The 16,310-nt window shown below is 61.4% G+C and carries 15 protein-coding genes and 1 pseudogene; 12 read left to right on the forward strand and 4 right to left on the reverse strand.

What is annotated here, in order from left to right:
* Positions 1 to 177: 177 nt before the first annotated feature.
* Positions 178 to 1,305, reverse strand: a complete 1,128-nt coding sequence (locus tag N2599_RS33065) for an NADH:flavin oxidoreductase (protein WP_027513204.1) — start codon at positions 1,303 to 1,305, stop codon at positions 178 to 180.
* Between the two features lies 1 nt (position 1,306).
* Positions 1,307 to 1,705 (reverse strand): RidA family protein, encoded by a 399-nt coding sequence (locus N2599_RS33070; protein ID WP_027513203.1) that lies wholly within the window; start codon positions 1,703 to 1,705, stop codon positions 1,307 to 1,309.
* Positions 1,706 to 1,840: 135 nt separating this feature from the next.
* Between N2599_RS33070 and N2599_RS33075 the strand changes: the two genes are divergently transcribed.
* Positions 1,841 to 2,734: a LysR substrate-binding domain-containing protein gene (locus tag N2599_RS33075; RefSeq protein ID WP_027513202.1), complete on the forward strand. Its 894-nt coding sequence runs from the start codon at positions 1,841 to 1,843 to the stop codon at positions 2,732 to 2,734.
* Positions 2,735 to 2,944: 210 nt separating this feature from the next.
* On the opposite strand, the gene N2599_RS33080 is transcribed toward N2599_RS33075, so the two are convergent.
* Both N2599_RS33080 and N2599_RS33085 read right to left on the reverse strand, forming a co-directional pair.
* Entirely contained in the window at positions 2,945 to 3,445 is a 501-nt protein-coding gene (locus N2599_RS33080; RefSeq protein ID WP_027513201.1) for a GFA family protein, read from the reverse strand.
* Between the two features lie 199 nt (positions 3,446 to 3,644).
* A complete protein-coding gene (locus tag N2599_RS33085; protein WP_084606687.1) occupies positions 3,645 to 4,529 on the reverse strand; it encodes a LysR substrate-binding domain-containing protein in 885 nt (294 codons plus the stop codon).
* Between the two features lie 217 nt (positions 4,530 to 4,746).
* Between N2599_RS33085 and N2599_RS33090 the strand changes: the two genes are divergently transcribed.
* The 11 genes and pseudogenes from N2599_RS33090 (at position 4,747) to N2599_RS33140 (ending at position 15,766) form a co-directional block, all read left to right on the forward strand.
* Entirely contained in the window at positions 4,747 to 6,264 is a 1,518-nt protein-coding gene (locus tag N2599_RS33090) for an ABC transporter substrate-binding protein (protein ID WP_037143817.1), read from the forward strand.
* A gap of 67 nt (positions 6,265 to 6,331) precedes the next feature.
* Positions 6,332 to 7,735 (forward strand): class-II fumarase/aspartase family protein, encoded by a 1,404-nt coding sequence (locus N2599_RS33095; RefSeq protein WP_051336816.1) that lies wholly within the window; start codon positions 6,332 to 6,334, stop codon positions 7,733 to 7,735.
* Complete coding sequence (locus N2599_RS33100) at positions 7,735 to 8,715, forward strand: ABC transporter permease (protein WP_027513198.1); 981 nt, start codon at positions 7,735 to 7,737, stop codon at positions 8,713 to 8,715. Before N2599_RS33095 ends, N2599_RS33100 begins: the two co-directional genes overlap by 1 nt.
* On the forward strand, positions 8,712 to 9,923 hold the full coding sequence (locus N2599_RS33105) for an ABC transporter permease (RefSeq protein WP_027513197.1): 1,212 nt from the start codon (positions 8,712 to 8,714) through the stop codon (positions 9,921 to 9,923). The genes N2599_RS33100 and N2599_RS33105 overlap by 4 nt, the downstream gene beginning before the upstream one ends.
* Positions 9,924 to 9,935: 12 nt before the next feature.
* The gene (locus tag N2599_RS33110) at positions 9,936 to 10,904 is read left to right on the forward strand and encodes an ABC transporter ATP-binding protein (protein ID WP_027513196.1); all 969 of its coding nucleotides are present in this window, start codon (positions 9,936 to 9,938) and stop codon (positions 10,902 to 10,904) included.
* 3 nt (positions 10,905 to 10,907) lie between these two features.
* Positions 10,908 to 11,900, forward strand: coding sequence for an ABC transporter ATP-binding protein (locus tag N2599_RS33115; protein WP_027513195.1), 993 nt, complete (start codon positions 10,908 to 10,910; stop codon positions 11,898 to 11,900).
* Between the two features lie 658 nt (positions 11,901 to 12,558).
* Positions 12,559 to 13,857 (forward strand): bifunctional sulfur transferase/dioxygenase Blh, encoded by a 1,299-nt coding sequence (gene blh, locus N2599_RS33120; RefSeq protein WP_027513194.1) that lies wholly within the window; start codon positions 12,559 to 12,561, stop codon positions 13,855 to 13,857.
* Positions 13,848 to 14,195, forward strand: a complete 348-nt coding sequence (bigR, locus tag N2599_RS33125; protein ID WP_100770458.1) for a sulfite-sensing transcriptional repressor BigR — start codon at positions 13,848 to 13,850, stop codon at positions 14,193 to 14,195. The genes blh and bigR overlap by 10 nt, the downstream gene beginning before the upstream one ends.
* The gene (locus tag N2599_RS33130) at positions 14,192 to 14,602 is read left to right on the forward strand and encodes a YeeE/YedE family protein (protein ID WP_027513966.1); all 411 of its coding nucleotides are present in this window, start codon (positions 14,192 to 14,194) and stop codon (positions 14,600 to 14,602) included. The genes bigR and N2599_RS33130 overlap by 4 nt, the downstream gene beginning before the upstream one ends.
* A complete protein-coding gene (locus N2599_RS33135; protein ID WP_027513908.1) occupies positions 14,599 to 15,030 on the forward strand; it encodes a YeeE/YedE family protein in 432 nt (143 codons plus the stop codon). Before N2599_RS33130 ends, N2599_RS33135 begins: the two co-directional genes overlap by 4 nt.
* Positions 15,012 to 15,766 (forward strand): annotated as a pseudogene (locus tag N2599_RS33140) (sulfite exporter TauE/SafE family protein). The gene N2599_RS33135 and the pseudogene N2599_RS33140 overlap by 19 nt, the downstream one beginning before the upstream one ends.
* Positions 15,767 to 16,310 lie beyond the last annotated feature (544 nt).

Genomic DNA, 16,310 nt, shown 5'->3' on the forward strand with positions numbered 1-16,310 from the left:
CCGAGAGCTGGACACTCATACAATACGTCGCCTTGAAGGCGAATAGAACCAACGACCCTGTTGTTACAATAGGCCTCGTCTCAAATTCCCCTATGCCGACAGTCCGCTTCCGGCGCTGGTGCGATGGAAGCGGACTCTACCGGGTCGTCGCGCGGGAATGCTTCGGCTGGACCGATGCTATTTAGTCGACTGGACACGATCGGCGTTGTCGAGGTCGGCGAGGGGCGACAATATCCGGCGGTCGAACTCGGCGAGCGCTGTACCCTGCGCGACGCGATGCGGCCAGTCTGCATGCGTCAGCGCGCCGCGGCCGAGCGTGATCATGTCAACCTGATGCTCAGAGAGTAGTTCGGTCGCGCGCTCAGGATCATGAAGCGATCCGTTCGCCAGTACCGGCAGGCCGCTATGGTGCTTGGCTAGGCTGGCGAGGCTGGGGCCGTCGGTGAAGGCTGGGCGCCACGCCTCGAACTCGGTGGTGTGGAGATAGTCGATCGGAAGCCGGCCCAGGAGGCCGTAGATTTCGGCTGCTTCGTCCTCGCCACGCCATTTGTGGACGAAGTCGTTGACCTTGCCCTGGGAACTCCGCACGCCAACCGTGGAGTCCGGGCCAACCGCAGCGCGAACCGCCTCGACCGTCTCCAGCGTGATCCGCAGGCGTGCCGCAGCCCCGCCGCCATAGGCGTCCGTGCGAATGTTGACGCCTTCGGTCAGGAACTGGTCGAGCAGATAGCCATTGGCGCCGTGGATCTCCACGCCGTCGAAACCAGCTTCGCACGCCCGGACCGCGGCCGCAGCAAAACCCGCGATCGCCTCGTCAATTTCGGCCTTGGTCATCTCGACTGGTAGCGGATACACCCCCGATCCACGATAGAACGCCATTTGATGCCCGACCGGTCGGATCGCCGACGGACCGCGCGTGTCGTCGCGGAAGCGATTGCCCTGGCCGAGCGCACCGGCGTGCATGAGTTGCGCGACGAAGCGCGCGCCGCCCGCATGGACACGCTCGACGATCGGCTTCCAGGCATCGCGCTGTACGTCATCCGACAGGCCGGGCTGGAAGAGATAGCCCTGCGAGAAGACCTGATCGGTGTATAGACCCTCGGTGATGACGAGGCCGAAGCCGCCCTCGGCAAAGCCGCCATAATAGTCGCTCATACGAGCCGTGGCATGGCCAGCCTCAGTGGCGCTGACCCGGGTCATCGGCGCAACCGCGAGCCGGTTGCGGATTTCCAATTGCCCGATCTTCAGCGGATTGAAGAGGCGCGCCGTGTCGGTGCGCTCCCCGGTGGATGCGGACGCGTCCATGTCACTTGCCCTCCGCATCGCGGATCGCGGCGATCGCCTCGATCTCGATCATCACGTCGGGATTGTAGAGCGCCTTGACCTCGGCGATCGTGTCGGCCGGATAGGGTTCGGAGAAGAATTTCCGGCGCAGCTCGACCACCTCTTGGAAATTGCCCATGTCGGTAACGAAGATCGTCACCTTAATGACGTCCTTGAGGCTCGATCCGCCGGCCTTCAGCGCGCAACGCAGATTGGCGAACGCCTGTTCGCCCTGCGCGCGGAAACCGCCTTCGACGATCTTTCCGTCCTCGCCCGCGCCAGCCTGACCGGAGATGAAGAGCAGATTGCCGAACCTGATCCCCTGCGATAGCAGGAAGGGCGCATAATTGTCCGGCGTGGTGAATACACGTTCCAGTTTCATCATTTTACTCCTTCGCATTTGGGGCTACGGTGAAGAAAAACTAACCGATACCCAGGTTGATGACTGGAAGATCGTGCGTTAAAGCTCTCACGACAAACTCCAAATCGTCATCCGATAGATTAGGTGAATTCATCCATGATCCGACGCCTCCCGCCTTTGTCCGCGCTTCGCGCCTTCGAGGCCGCTGCGCGCCATGGCAGCTTCAAGCGGGCGGCGAGCGACCTGGCGGTGACGCCCACGGCGGTCAGCCATCAGATCCGCGCGCTCGAGGAACATGTCGGGATCGCCTTGTTCGAGCGGCGTACCCGGCAGGTCGTGCTGACCGATGCCGGGGCACAGCTCTATCCTGTGTTGCGGGACGGCTTCGATGCGTTTGCGGAGGTAATCGAGCGCCTCACGCGCCGCCGGAGTCGCGCGCAGGTGACGATTTCCGCCACAATCGCCTTCACGGCGCGTTGGCTCGTCCCGCGCGTGACCGCTTTCCGCGCGCTGCATCCGAATATCGACCTGCAACTTCAGGCGTCCGACGAAGTGGTCAATCTCGACTCCGCCGGGGTCGATATCGCGATCCGCTATGGTACAGGCCCTTATCCGAGCTTTTCCGTCACGCCCCTGTTCGCGGATCGCTTTGCGCCGGTCTTCAACCCGATGCTGAAGGTCGCGAGCGTTGCCGATTTCCTTCAGTGGCCGCTGATCGACTTCCAATGGCGGCGGCGGCATCCCGACAATCCGACATGGTCGCGCTGGTTCGCCGAAGCTGGGTTGCCGGAACCCAGGGAGCCCGCCCAACTCCGATTCTCCGATGAGAGCCATGCGATCCAGGCGGCGGTCGCCGGGCAAGGCATCGCGCTGGCCAGCCTGGCGCTGGTGAAGGATGAACTCGCGGCTGGCCAACTGGTGCAACCGTTCGGCCCATTGATCGCCGGCTTCCGTCATCACGTTCTGACACGGCCAGGTGAGTCAGCACCCGAGATTGCTGCCACCGTGCAGTGGCTACAGGCCGAAGCCGCAGTTGCCCTCTACCCGTGAAGCTGAACGAATGGCCGCTTCTGGGTGCAGGACACCAGTGCTGACATCGGAAGCTGACGGGCTGCTTCGAGGCAGCTAAAGAGCAGACCTTCAGGCACCCTGCGTGCATCATCTTGAAAGTAAGCCGTTGCTGTCGTCGGTTTCCGGCACGACGGCTTTTCGGAATAGCAGCAACGGACAGCGCCGCACCTGCAACCGCAGGAATAGGACTCAGCCTTCACGCCCCCTCACCGCCCATGAGGTGGTATCGTGATCGGGGTGCTGGTTGTTGCTCTCCTTGATCGCCGCGGCCCAGTCGGCGCCGTTGCTTTCGGTCGCACCGGTATTTTCTATGCCCGTGATCGTCTCGAACCATGCCACCATGTTCTCGGTGCAGGTATTGGCAAGCGGCGAGAAGGCGTGCGGATCGTCAAGCGAGCCGATCATCAGGTTGGTGCGACCGTTTTCGAGGTGGTGGAAGAACAATGGCGTGCCGCAATTGGCGCAGAAGCCTCGCTCGACAAGCTCCGAGCTCTTCCAGACGCTCGGCTTGCCGCGTGTCCAGGTGAGCGCATCATCGGGCGCAGCGACGAGCGCGGCAAAGATGTTGCCCGAGGCTTTCTGGCACATGCGGCAATGGCAGAGATGCGAATTGTCGAGCATAGCGCTTGCGTGGTAGCGGACCGTACCGCACTGGCAGCCGCCGCTCACTTCCATCTCGATGCGTTTCATTCTTTCTCCTCCTTCAAGAGGCGGGTTTGGGCTTAATCTCTTTTAGGTTTTCGTCTTTTGATCGTCCAGCCTCCCCAGAGCGGATCCGATTCTGGTGTTAGTGGGCGTAGTTTGCCAGCCCAAAAGAATGGACCCGATCACGCCTTCACCAGAAGAATCCAGGTATGTTAGCGCGCCGCGGACTGAACACCGGCCTGTTCTATTCCACAACCGCGTCCCTCAGCCAATTGCGAAAGAATCGGAAACTGTCGGATCGAAGTTTCGGATCGGCGAACATGAAGAAATAGTGCTCATGCACCATGTCTTTCTCAAACAGCGCAACGAGTTGACCATCCGCCAGTTCCTGCTTGACCAGCTTCTGGCGAACAATCGCAATGCCAAGTCCTTCGATTGCGGCCGTCAGTTCCAGGCCGGAGCTTTCGAGATCGATGAAGCGCGTGCTGGAAAAAATTCTTGGAGCGCGCTGCCCCAGCCAACGCTCCCAGTTGCGGGTGAATTCCGCGGAACGAAGCAAAGTATGCCGTTCCAGATCGTCGGGTGTATCGAGGGGTGGCGCGCGGCGAAGATAGGCAGGGCTGCAGACCGGTGTGAGGTCAGCGTCGCCCAATATCTCGCACACGAATCCCTTTTTGCTGATTGCCTCGCCCACATGGATTGCACCGTCCACCCCCTCGACATCATGCCCGCCCGTGACGAATTTTACGACGATGTCGGGACGGCGCGCATAAAGCGTTCCAAGCACCGGCATGATACATTTCTGCAGAAAGACGCGCGGGCTACCGATGACGAGCGGTCGCCGTTCGACGCCGACTGATAGGTCGCTCGTCACCGCGCGTATCTGGCCGAGTGAAACATGGATCTTGTCCCAGTAGACTTCGCCGACCGGCGTGAATGTGATCCTTCGATGCGACCGCTCGAAGAGATCGCAACCGAGGAATAATTCAAGATTCTGGATCTGCCGGCTAACTGCGCCGGGTGTCAGACAGAGTTCGTCGGCCGCCTTGGCAATACTCATGTGCCGCCCCACCGATTCGAACACCGGAAGCGAGGTCATGGGTGGCAGGTCCCTACGCCTTGTTTGCATTTGTGTTTTCCTCCCGCCGCCATCTCTATCGTTCAATTGAGAAAAACTCAATCGAGTCCAGAAAAATTCGATTTCTCACCAGACAGTGCGGCGATACGGTCCCACAGAATAAATGGGAGGAGGACCTATGAAAAACTTGTCACTGGCATCTTTTGGCTTGGCGCTCGCAGCCGCGACATCGCTTGTGCCGCTTCCGGCAGCGGCTGAACAATTGCGCGTGGGTCTCGCCGCGCTCGCCACCTCGGTCGATCCGCATTTCCACCGCGCCGGCTACAATTTCGATCTTCGCGAGAACATCTCGGACGCGCTCGTCTACACCAATGGCGTCAACGGCAACGTCGAACCGCGCCTTGCGAAATCATGGGAGATCCAAGGTGATACCAAGTGGGTCATCACGCTCGAGCCGAAGGCGAAGTTCGACGACGGCAATGCGCTCGGAGCCGACGACGTGATCTATTCGATCTGCCGGGTGCGCAATGTGCCCAATAGCCCCGGCCTCTTCAGCAGCTTCATCGCCACGATCGCCGATATCAAGGATGCCGGCGATGGCAAGATCGAGATAGACACCAAGAAACCCGATCCGAACCTGCTGCGCAGCTTGAGTAATATCGGCATCGTCCAGAACTCGACCGGCCGCACGCTGGCCTATGACGGCAAGACCTGCGGTAACGACAACTGGTTAGAGACAGCCGGCTTCAACAGCGGCAAGGTATCGCCCGGCATCGGGCACTACCGCGTCAAGAAGTTCGCGCCCGACGTTGAGATCGAATTAGAGCGCAACGAACAGTATTACGGCACGCCGGCCGCCTACGATTCGGTGCTGGTCAAATCCCTGCCGGACAACAGCGCCCGCATCGCCGCCCTGCTCGGCGGTTCGGTGGATGTCATCAACGCCGTGCCAATCAACAGCATCGACAGCATCCAGTCCTCGGGCAAGTACCACCTGTCGTCCATTCCCTCCACGCTGCTGATCTTCCTGCTGCCCGACCAGGGTCAGGAAGAGACGCCGAAGGTTTCTGGTACCGACGGAAAGAACCCCTTCCTTGACCCGCGCGTCCGCAAGGCGCTCAACCTCGCCATCAACCGCGAGCAGATCGCCGAAACCGTGATGGGCGGCATGGCTCAACCGGCAAGCCAGATCATCGTGGACGGTGTCTTCGGCCATAATCCCGGTCTGCAGCCTTATCGCTACGATCCGCAGGAGGCCAAGCGCCTGCTGGCCGACGCGGGCTATCCGAACGGTTTCTCGATGACGCTGAACGCCCCCAGCGACCGCTACGTCAATGGCGCGCAAGTCGCTCAGGCGGTGACCGCCATGCTCTCGCAGATCGGGCTGAACGTGACGCTCGAGACCTTCCCGTTCAGTATCTACTTCACCAAGGCGAGCGCCTACGAGTTCAGCCTCTATCTGGCCGGTGCCGCCGCCGACACGGGCGAAGGCCTGAGCCAGATGATCAATCTCGCCGGCACCCGAAATCCCGACCGCGGCTGGGGCGGCGCAAACCGTGGGCGTTATTCCAGCAAGGTCACCGACAAGGCGCTTGAAGACGCACAGTCGACGCTGGACGACGCAAGGCGGGAAGAACTGATCCTTGCGGCGGTGGCCGAAGTCTACGAGGACGACGGCTATGTGCCGCTCTACCACGAGTTCGGCGTCTGGGGCGTACGCAATGGCGTGCATTACGACCCCAACGCCAACCTGACCAACATCTTCTACACCGCGCGCCCCGAATAAGACGATACCGGCAAGGCTGGCGGGCACGCCGGCCTTGCCTTCTCATTCATGAAAGTGCGAAAGCCAGATGGGTACAGAATTCAACGACGCCCTCACGTCACAATACGACTACCGGGGACTGCGGGACGCTTTTGCTCCGCCGGCCATGTACCAGGCCTTCCTGGATGTCGAAAAGGCTGTAGCGCTCGCTCAGGGAGAGCTCGGCATGATCCCGATCGCCTCGGCGGAGGTGGTCGCTGAACATTGCCGTTACGAGTATCTGGACATGGACCGGCTGGACACGTCGTACCGGACGACCCGTCACCCTCTCATGCCGCTGATCAACGAGCTCGTCCGGCTCTGCGGCCCACAGCACGGTGGCTATGTCCACTGGGGCATCACCACGCAGAACGTCATCCAGACCGGACTGCTGCTGCTCGCCAAGCGTGCCCAGGCGGTGCTGGACGGGCTGCTCGCCGACATCCTGCGCCATCTTGGCCGCCATGCCCGCACCCACGCGAAAACCGTCATGGCGGGGCGCACCCATTACCGTCATGCGGTGCCGATCACCTTCGGCTTCAAGGTCGCGGTATGGATCGACGAATTCCTTCAGGCCTCGGACAGGCTTCGGGAAGCCGAAAAGCGGGCCTTCGTCGTCATAACCGGTGGCGCAGTTGGCTGTTTCTCGGCTCTGGGCAGGCAGGGCCCGGCCTTCCAGTCACGCGTGGCAGCACTTCTCGGCATGGGCGAAATGGCCATTCCCTCGCGGGCGATCCGCACGCATATGTGCGAATATGTCAATGCGCTGAGCCTGACGGCTTCCATCTGCCACAAGATCGCCGAAGAGGTCTACCAGAGTTCCTCCGAGGAGTACGGGGAACTGCACGAAGGTCGTATCGAAGGCACCATCGGCTCCTCCACCATGCCGCAGAAGATCAACCCGATCCTCTGCTACGGCATCATCGCCAACAGCAACAAGCTCTATTCCTGCGCCGGCATGCTGATGGCGACCGCCCATCGCCCGTTCGAATCCGACGGCAGCGCCAACCAGATGTTCGAGGACGGATTGGCAGAGGTGATCAGCGCCATTTCCGAAATCCTCGTGCGGACCGAGCTACTGGCGCGCGACCTCTATGTTAGTACGGAGCGGATGCGGACCAATCTGGACCTGTCGCACGGGGCGATCTTCGGCGAGTTCGCCATGATGCGGCTTGGCGAGACCCTCGGCAAACACAGGGGCCATGAGTTGGTCCACGATGCCGCCATGGCCGCAGCAGCCGGCAAGGCGCCCTTCCTGGACGAACTGGCACAACTCCCGGGCGGCCAGGCACTGCGCACTGAGATCGAGAACCGGCTTGAGACCGGCAGTACGGGCGGCATATGCGCCGAATATGCGTTGCATTTCGGATCGCTGGTCCAGGATCTTGCGGCGGGGGCGATGCCGACCGTCGAACAGCGCAACATCAACGCCTATCTGAAGGCTGCCCGCTGATGTCCTCCTTCGTGCTGCAGCGCCTGTTGCAAAGCGTGGTCGTGGTCTTTGTGCTGTCGGTCGTGCTGTTCGTCGGAGTGTGGCTGATCGGTAATCCGGCAGACATCCTGATCTCGTCGGAAGCTTCGGAGGCCGACCGGCTGGCCGCCATCACCGCACTCGGGCTCGACAAGCCGCTCTGGCAGCAATACCTGATCTTCCTCGGCAATGCCGTGCAGGGAGACTGGGGCACCTCCTTCGTCTACAAGGAACCCGTCACCAGCATCCTGCTGCAGCGCCTGCCGGCGAGCCTCGAACTCGGTCTGGTGGCCTTCATTATCGCCATTGCCGTTTCCGTGCCGGCCGGGCTTTATTCGGGGCTTAGACCGGAATCGCCGCTCGGGCGTGGCGTCATAGCCTTCTCCCTGATCGGCGTCAGCATCCCCACCTTCTGGCAGGGCATGCTCCTGATCGTCGCCTTCGGCATCGCTCTGCCAATCCTGCCGGTCGGCGACCGGGGCCAGGTGGCGACCCATTTCGGCATCACCACCAGCCTCTGGACGCTCGACGGCTGGTCGCATGTCGTCATGCCTGCTTTCAGCCTGGCGCTCCTCAAGATGTCGCTGCTGATGCGCGTCACGCGCGCCGCGACGATGGAAATCTCCCGTCTCGACTTCGTTAAGTTCGCCTACGCGAAAGGCGTGCGCACCCGTAAGGTGGTCGTCAGGCATATCCTGCGCAATGCGCTGGTTCCGCTCATCACCGTAACAGGGATCGAACTCGCCAACCTACTGGCCTACGGCGTGATCACCGAAACAGTGTTTTCCTGGCCGGGGCTTGGCAAGCTGCTAATCAACTCGATCAAGGTACTGGACCGTCCGCTGATCGTGGCCCAACTCACCTATACGGCGCTACTGTTCATCGCCATCAACTTCATCGTCGACATCCTGCATATGGCCATCGATCCGCGCGTGAAATCCGTTCTGAGGCGGGCGGCATGAGCCTAACCGGATTCAACGATTTCGCGCGGCGTTTCGCCGAAAGCCGCACCGCCATCATCTGTCTGCTAATCAGCCTCGTTTTCGTCGTCTGCGCCCTCCTCGCGCCCCTGATCTCGCCAACGGACCCCTACGACCTGACGCAGCTTCAGCTTTCCGATGCGTTGAAGCCCGCCGGCTCGAAGCGCATGGTGCCGGGAGAGGAAGTCCGCGCCAACATCCGCCTCCAGGTGGGTGCGGCCTCCGTCGAACCTGCCTCACCGGCACAGACCCGCAATAGTATCGCGGCGGAGTCCTGCGGAGCGAACTGTCTCGGCGTCGGCGTGCTGCCGGAAGGCACCAAGCTCGCCAGCCTGCAGATCCGCAACTTGCCGGCCGGCGCCACCGTGGAAGGCGGCAAGAAGCATATCGTCCAGCCCTGGTGGACCGTCGATAACCCGGAGGGCGGCAAGGTCAGAATCGTTTCGAACGGCACGCTCCCTGAAAACTTCACCGTCCTCGCCATCGCGAAATCTCTGGAGCAGGAGACGAATTTCGTCTTCCGTCTCGGCACCGACAGCTTCGGCCGCGACATGCTTTCCGCAATCCTCTACGGCATCAGGATCAGCGTCTTCGTCGGGCTGGTGGCGGCAGGCGCCGCAATGGTGCTCGGCACCGGGCTCGGGCTTCTCTCGGCCTGGCGTGGCGGCGTGACAGACGCGATCATCATGCGTGCGGTCGATTTCATGCTCGGCCTTCCCGCCCTGCTCGTCGGGCTTGCGATCCTCGCTATCCTGGGCAACGGCGTCAGCAAGGTCGTGCTCGCCATCGTCATCGTGCAATGGTCCTATTATGCGCGCACGGCACGATCCTTCGCCATGAGCGAACTCAGCAAGGAATATGTCGAGGCAGCAAGGTGCCTGCGCCTTTCGCCCACACGTATCATGCTACGCCACGTGCTTCCGAATTGCATGCCGCAGATCATCGTGCTCTTCACGCTCAACATCGCCGCGGCGATCTCGCTCGAATCCTCACTGAGTTTCCTCGGCGTCGGCCTGCCACTCACCAGGCCCTCGCTCGGCATGCTGATCGCCAGTGGCTACGAATTCATCTTCTCGCACAAGTACTGGATCAGCATCTATCCGGGGGTGGTGCTGCTGGTGATGATCGTCGCGATGAACCTGCTTGGAGACCGGTTGCGCGATCTCAACAACCCGCGGCTCGACCGCTAGAGGAGCCGGGCAATGACGGAACCCTTCTTCCAAGTCGACCACCTCAACACCTGGTTCTTCACTCGCCAAGGTGTGGTGAGATCGGTGCGCGACATTTCCTTCGACCTTCGCCGCGGCGAAGTGCTCGGCATCGTCGGCGAATCCGGTTCGGGCAAGTCGGTGACGGGGATGTCGATCATGGGCCAGGTCGATGAGCCGGGCCGCATTGTTTCCGGCTCGATCTCGCTCGATGGTACGGAGCTGACGGTACTCGACTTCGAGGAGATGCGCCGCTATCGCGGCCGGCGGATCGCCATGGTCTTCCAGAACCCCTTGATGACGCTGAACCCGCTGATGCGCGTGCGCGACCAGATGTACGAAGCGATCGGCGAGCACGAGACTGTCTCCCGCAAGGAGAAGCACGAGCGCTGCATCGAGGCGCTGAAGGCCGTGGGTATTCCCTCGCCGGAGGAGCGGCTGAACGCCTATCCGCACGAGATGTCGGGCGGCATGCGCCAGCGCGTCGTCATCGCCACCGCCCTGCTGCTCGGACCGGACATGATCATCGCCGACGAGCCGACGACGGCTCTCGACGTGACGATCCAGGCCCAGATCATCTACCATATCCGCCGCCAGATCGATGAACGCGGCCTCGGCATGATCTGGATCACTCACGATCTTTCGACGCTTTCGGAACTCGCCGACCGGATAATGGTCATGTATGCCGGCGCCATGATGGAGATCGGCACGACCGAGGACATCATCGGTTCCCCGCGCCATCCTTACACCCGCAAACTTCTCGATTCCGTTCCCTCTTGCAACATACCAGGAGAGAAGCTGAGGCAGATCCCGGGCAACATGCCCTCGCTGCTTTCGCTCGGAAAGGGCTGTCCCTTCGCCAGCCGCTGCGAGCGGGCGACGGAGATCTGCAGCGAGCCGGTGCCGGCGACGGAGCTATCAGCCACGCACCGCATCTGGTGCTATCATCCATTCGAGGGCTGACGCATGAACGAGATGATCTTCGAAGCAAAGGATCTGTCGCGCAACTTCATAGCGGGACGCAGCGCATTTCGCGATCTCGCGAACCACTTTCTGCGTGACCGCCCGCCCACCGTGCTGCGCGCCGTCGACAACGTCTCGCTCACGCTGCGCAAGGGCGAAACACTGGGCGTCGTCGGCGAATCCGGCTGCGGGAAATCGACACTGGCGCGGATGATCGCCGGCATCCTGCCTGCCTCTTCCGGCGAGCGGCACTTCCGCGGTGAGCCCTACGACAGCTTCCTGACCCGTAAGCGCGATGCACTGAAAATCCAGATGGTCTTCCAGGATCCGCTTTCCTCTCTCAATCCGCGTCTACGCGTCGGCGAGATCGTCGGCGAGGCGGCGGTCCTGCACGGGCTAGTGCCGCGCTCACGGGTGAAGGATTATGTGGTCGATATCCTTGCGCGCGTCGGCCTGCCCGCCGACAGCGTCGGCCGCTACCCTCATCAATTTTCCGGCGGTCAGCGTCAGCGCGTGGGCATCGCCCGGGCGCTGGCAGTGAAGCCCGACATGCTGATCTGCGATGAGGCGGTGGCCGCGCTCGACGTGTCTGTTCAGGCGCAGATCATCAATCTCCTGATGGACATAAGGCGCAACAACGGCCTTGCTATGATCTTCATCAGCCATGATCTTGGCGTCATCCGCCATTTGTGCGACCGGGTAGCCGTAATGTATCTCGGCCGCGTCGTGGAGCTTGCCAAGACCGAGCAGCTCTTCGCATCGCCTGCGCACCCCTATACGCGCATGCTGCTCGACGGTATGCCGAAGATCTCGCTGCAGCGACGTAAGTTCATGCCGATCCAGGGCGAAATCCCCTCGCCGCTCAACCCGCCCTCCGGTTGCCATTTCCATCCCCGCTGTCCAATCGCGACCGAGCATTGCAGACGGACGCGTCCGGAGTTGCGAGAGATTGCATCGGGGCACGTTCACGCATGCTTGAATGTCGAAGCTCTATAAGGAGGGGCGGGCTTTGATTGGAAGTTTGGTTGCGTGGGCCTGACCGCACAGAGACTTTGTAAAATCGACATATCGCACCCTCAAATCGGAATGGTTTCCGCTTCGCGTAGAAAATGTATTACGCACCGTAATCGCGCTGGCCAAGATGGGGGCCGATTGCGGACTGGTAGATTTCGAGCTCCCGACTGAACAAATCTGCCGTTCTTGGCTCAGCGATTTTGATTCAACGGATGACGGCCGGTGTCACCCATCCGCGCTTCACCCGGAAGCATTCACCGACCCAGGTGGCGGAATTTATCGCCGCCTAAGCTAAAGCAGCGGATGGGGCACGCCTTACTGCTGCTTCCCGTGAAGGCCAATGTGGAAGCATTCGCCTTGAGCGTTCGCTCGATTCCCACTCCCGGTCAAGTTCCGCCAGCCTTGTTTCGATCTGATCGGGATGAGCCTTGTACTAGGCGAGCCTCTCCTCCATCTGCCAGCGCAGGCGTCGGTTGATTTCGTCGGATGTCTGGGCGCCACCCGGTTCGCTGTCGTGGCCAGGGTGCTTCTCCTCTGCGCCGGAACAACAGGGCGAGCACAAAGTTCCGCGCCTGATCTTGAACACATATCATTATACAATATATTAGATCGTATATTGATGCGATTCATGGAGCCCGTCATGCCTATCACCGCAATATCCGAGAAAGTGTCGGTCTCGCCACAGCCAAGTGTCGAGGACGTCCGGTCGTTGCGCGACCAAGGATTCACGACACTCATCAACAACCGACCGGACAACGAGGATCCTTCCCAGCCGGGAACGCAAGCCGAAAGCCAGGAAGCGAAGCAGTGCGACCTGTCCTACGCGTTCATTCCTGTCACGGCGGACACGATCACCGAAGCGGACGTACGTGCCTTTCAGCGGGCGGTCGATGAGTCGGAAGGCCCCGTTCTTGCACATTGCACGACCGGCAAGCGTTCGCTGAACCTCTACCTCATTGGCGAGGTGATTGATGGTCGGATGTCAGCCGACGAGTTCGTTGAATTCGGACGCAGCCGGGGCTTCGACACGTCTTCCGCTGCAGCTTGGCTGGAGAGGCATGCCGCGCGCCGGCCGCAGGTGAAGGGCTTCTTCGACAAACGCACCTGGAGCGTCCAGTACGTGGTGTCCGATCCCGCGACCTGCAAGTGTGCCATCATCGACCCAGTCCTCGACTTCGACGAGAAGGCCGGAGCAACGGCGACCATCAATGCCGACGCGATTCTCGACTACGTCCGCGAAAAAGATCTGACGGTCGAGTGGATTTTCGACACCCACCCGCATGCGGATCATTTCTCCGCAGCCCAGTATCTGAAAGAGAAGACGGGCGCCCGAACTGCTATCGGCGAACGGGTCGTGGACGTCCAGGAGCTATGGAAGGGCATCTACAACTGGCCCGAACTTGCCGCCGATGGCTCGCAATGGGACCGGCTCTTCGCTCATGGCGAGACCTTTAAGGTCGGCTCCATCGATGCGAAGGTGCTGTTTTCGCCAGGACATACGCTTGCCTCCATCACCTACGTTATCGGCGACGCGGCCTTCGTGCACGACACGCTCTTCATGTCCGACAGCGGCACGGCTCGGGCCGACTTTCCCGGCGGCGATGCCCGCGTCCTGTGGAAGTCGATCCAGGAAATCCTCGCACTCCCGGACGAGACGCGGATCTTCACGGGCCACGATTATCAGCCGGACGGGCGCGCACCCCGTTGGGAAAGCACGGTGGCCGAGCAGAAGAAGTCCAACCCGCACCTTGCCGGCGTAAGCGAGGAAGAGTTCGTGGCGCTGCGGACAAAGCGCGACAAAACGCTGCCGATGCCGAAGCTCATCCTGCATGCCTTGCAGGTGAACATCCGCGGCGGGCGCCCGCCGGAGCCGGAAGCCAACGGCAAGCGCTACCTCAAGTTTCCCCTCGATACATTACAGGGAGCAGCATGGGAATGAGTACCGACCTTAAGGCAATGATGAAGGCGCGGCTTTCCCCCGCCGAAATGGCCAACCGGGCCGGAGAAGTCGCAGTCCTCCTGAAAACGCTGTCCCATCCGGCGCGCCTGATGATCGTCTGCACTCTTGTGGAGGGCGAGTATTCGGTCGGCGAGCTTGAAGAGAAGGTCGACGTCCACCAGCCGCATCTGTCGCAGCACCTGACGGTGCTGCGCGGCTCGGGCATCGTCGAAACCCGTCGGGAGGGAAAACAGATCTTTTATCGCCTGACGGAAGAGAAGGCCGCGCAATTGGTGGCCGCGCTCTATGACATCTTCTGCGCGAAGGAAGACAAATGAGCACTTACCTCCCACCTCTGCTCGGCGGCATGCTGATCGGCGCATCGGCCGTCATGCTTCTGCTCCTCAACGGCCGGATTGCCGGGATCAGCGGGATCGTCGGGCGTCTCGCCCAAGGCGTCGGCTTGACCACCAATCTCGCGTTTGTGCTCGGGCTGCTGCTTGGGCCGCTCACCTACCTGCTGGCGTTCGGCGGCTGGCCGGCCGTGCAGATCACCGCCGGATGGCCGCTGATCATCGTCGCGGGGCTGCTCGTCGGCTTTGGCTCGCGCATGGGATCGGGCTGCACCAGCGGCCACGGCGTTCTCGGGCTTGCCCTCCTGTCGCCGCGATCGATGGTGGCGGTCGCCACGTTCCTGACGGCCGGCGTGTTTGCCGTCGCAGTTCTGCGAGGTCTCGGACTATGAACAGGAACATCTACCAGTTCGGGGCCGCTCTCGCCTCGGGCATCGTCTTCGGTTTTGGCCTGTCTTTATCCGGCATGCTGAACCCGGCCCGCGTCCAGGGCTTCCTCGACCTGTTCGGCGCATGGGATCCGAACCTTGCCTTCGTCCTCGGCGGCGCCGTCGTCGTCGCCTTCATCGGCCTGCAGGTGATGAAGCGTATGCGGCATCCAGCCTTCGACGACAGTTTCCATGTGCCTACGAGCCGGCGGATCGACGCGCCACTGGTGATCGGCTCGGCCTTGTTCGGCCTGGGCTGGGGGATCGGCGGCTTCTGTCCGGGTCCGGCGGTTGCGTCCCTGTCGAGTGGCATCCCGCAGACAGCGCTGTTCGTCATCGCGATGCTAGTCGGCATGACCTTGTACGACAGAGTATGGAGCAGACGGACGTGAGCACCTCTATTTTGGCGACAGTCGGCTCCGGCGGGATCGTCGGCTTCATGCTCGGCCTCCTGGGCGGCGGGTCCATCCTGGCGACGCCGCTGCTCCTCTACGTCGTCGGGGTGACGCAGCCGCATATCGCGATCGGAACGGGTGCGCTTGCCGTCTCGCTGAATGCCTTTACGAACTTCGCGACCACGCGATCAAGGTCACGTCTGGTGGCGCTGCGCAGCCGTCTTCTCCGCGCTCGGCGCCCTCGACGGCTCCAGCCTGGGCAAGGCGATGGAAGGGGGCCGCCTGATCTTTCTGTTCGGCATCCTCATGATCGTCGTCGGTGTCCTGATGCTGAAGCCGAAGAAGGCGATGGCGGTCGAGTGCCGTCCCGTCGACCTCAGGATGTGCCTCGCAACAGCGACCGTGGCACTCGCCGTCGGGGCTGCCTCCGGCTTCTTCGGCATCGGCGGGGCTTCCTGATCGTTCCCGGCTTGATGCTGGCGACGGGCATGCCGATGATCATCGCCATCGGCACATCTGGCGACGGCCCCCGAACTATGCCAGCTCGGGCCTGGTGGACTGGTGGCTCGCCGCGGAGTTCATCGAAGGCGGCATCGTCGGCGGCGTACTCGGCATGCTCCTCGCTACACGGCTCAGCGCCTGTAGGAACATCCTCAACCGCAGTTCGCAGCTCGCACTCGTAGCGGCTGGTTACATTCTATATCGGAACTGGGGAACGCTTTTCTCCGGCTGAGTGGATCGTGATGCGTCCCCTCAATCCAGGTTCGCTATTCGTTTGTAAGCCTTCTTTCGAGCGCAAGCGCCTTCCACGTGCTGTGCCGTTCATTTTCACCGGTAGGCAGGTCATGGTGATCAATGTCCATTTCTCATCGAAATGGGGAAGTGATCCTATTTACGGCAAGAACCAACGACCGAGGACGCCACGATCGCGGCCCGAACCGAACAAGCTCGGGCTGTCAAGCGTTCAGAACTGCCACCTGACCGGAACCGCTCAGTGCTTGTTCTCGGCGACTTCAACACCCTTTGGTACGAGATGCCTATGCTTCTCCTGGCAGGTGGTGATCCCGCAGTGTCAAACCTCGCTTTGGTTGAGCCGCACTGCTCGCAAGGGACCTAATCGATTTTATTTGCTGCACCTGCGAAATTATGTTGCACCGCATATATTTCGGCCCTTACATTCTTGCAGCGAACTAAAGTAGACCGATGGAGTTCGATATGACTGTTACCTTTCCGCTTTCTGATAAGCGCAATGTCGATCAGCTATTGAAGCATCTGAC

It is taken from the genome of Rhizobium sullae (assembly GCF_025200715.1).
Lineage (GTDB): Bacteria > Pseudomonadota > Alphaproteobacteria > Rhizobiales > Rhizobiaceae > Rhizobium > Rhizobium sullae.

Bases quoted from the DNA above. Each gene is read 5' to 3' on its own strand.
- N2599_RS33065 (WP_027513204.1), bottom strand. From the start codon at position 1,305: ATGGACGCGTCCGCATCCACCGGGGAGCGCACCGACACGGCGCGCCTC.
- N2599_RS33070 (WP_027513203.1), bottom strand. From the start codon at position 1,705: ATGAAACTGGAACGTGTATTCACCACGCCGGACAATTATGCGCCCTTC.
- N2599_RS33075 (WP_027513202.1), top strand. From the start codon at position 1,841: ATGATCCGACGCCTCCCGCCTTTGTCCGCGCTTCGCGCCTTCGAGGCC.
- N2599_RS33080 (WP_027513201.1), bottom strand. From the start codon at position 3,445: ATGAAACGCATCGAGATGGAAGTGAGCGGCGGCTGCCAGTGCGGTACG.
- N2599_RS33085 (WP_084606687.1), bottom strand. From the start codon at position 4,529: ATGCAAACAAGGCGTAGGGACCTGCCACCCATGACCTCGCTTCCGGTG.
- N2599_RS33095 (WP_051336816.1), top strand. From the start codon at position 6,332: ATGGGTACAGAATTCAACGACGCCCTCACGTCACAATACGACTACCGG.
- N2599_RS33100 (WP_027513198.1), top strand. From the start codon at position 7,735: ATGTCCTCCTTCGTGCTGCAGCGCCTGTTGCAAAGCGTGGTCGTGGTC.
- N2599_RS33105 (WP_027513197.1), top strand. From the start codon at position 8,712: ATGAGCCTAACCGGATTCAACGATTTCGCGCGGCGTTTCGCCGAAAGC.
- N2599_RS33110 (WP_027513196.1), top strand. From the start codon at position 9,936: ATGACGGAACCCTTCTTCCAAGTCGACCACCTCAACACCTGGTTCTTC.
- N2599_RS33115 (WP_027513195.1), top strand. From the start codon at position 10,908: ATGAACGAGATGATCTTCGAAGCAAAGGATCTGTCGCGCAACTTCATA.
- blh (WP_027513194.1), top strand. From the start codon at position 12,559: ATGCCTATCACCGCAATATCCGAGAAAGTGTCGGTCTCGCCACAGCCA.
- bigR (WP_100770458.1), top strand. From the start codon at position 13,848: ATGGGAATGAGTACCGACCTTAAGGCAATGATGAAGGCGCGGCTTTCC.
- N2599_RS33130 (WP_027513966.1), top strand. From the start codon at position 14,192: ATGAGCACTTACCTCCCACCTCTGCTCGGCGGCATGCTGATCGGCGCA.
- N2599_RS33135 (WP_027513908.1), top strand. From the start codon at position 14,599: ATGAACAGGAACATCTACCAGTTCGGGGCCGCTCTCGCCTCGGGCATC.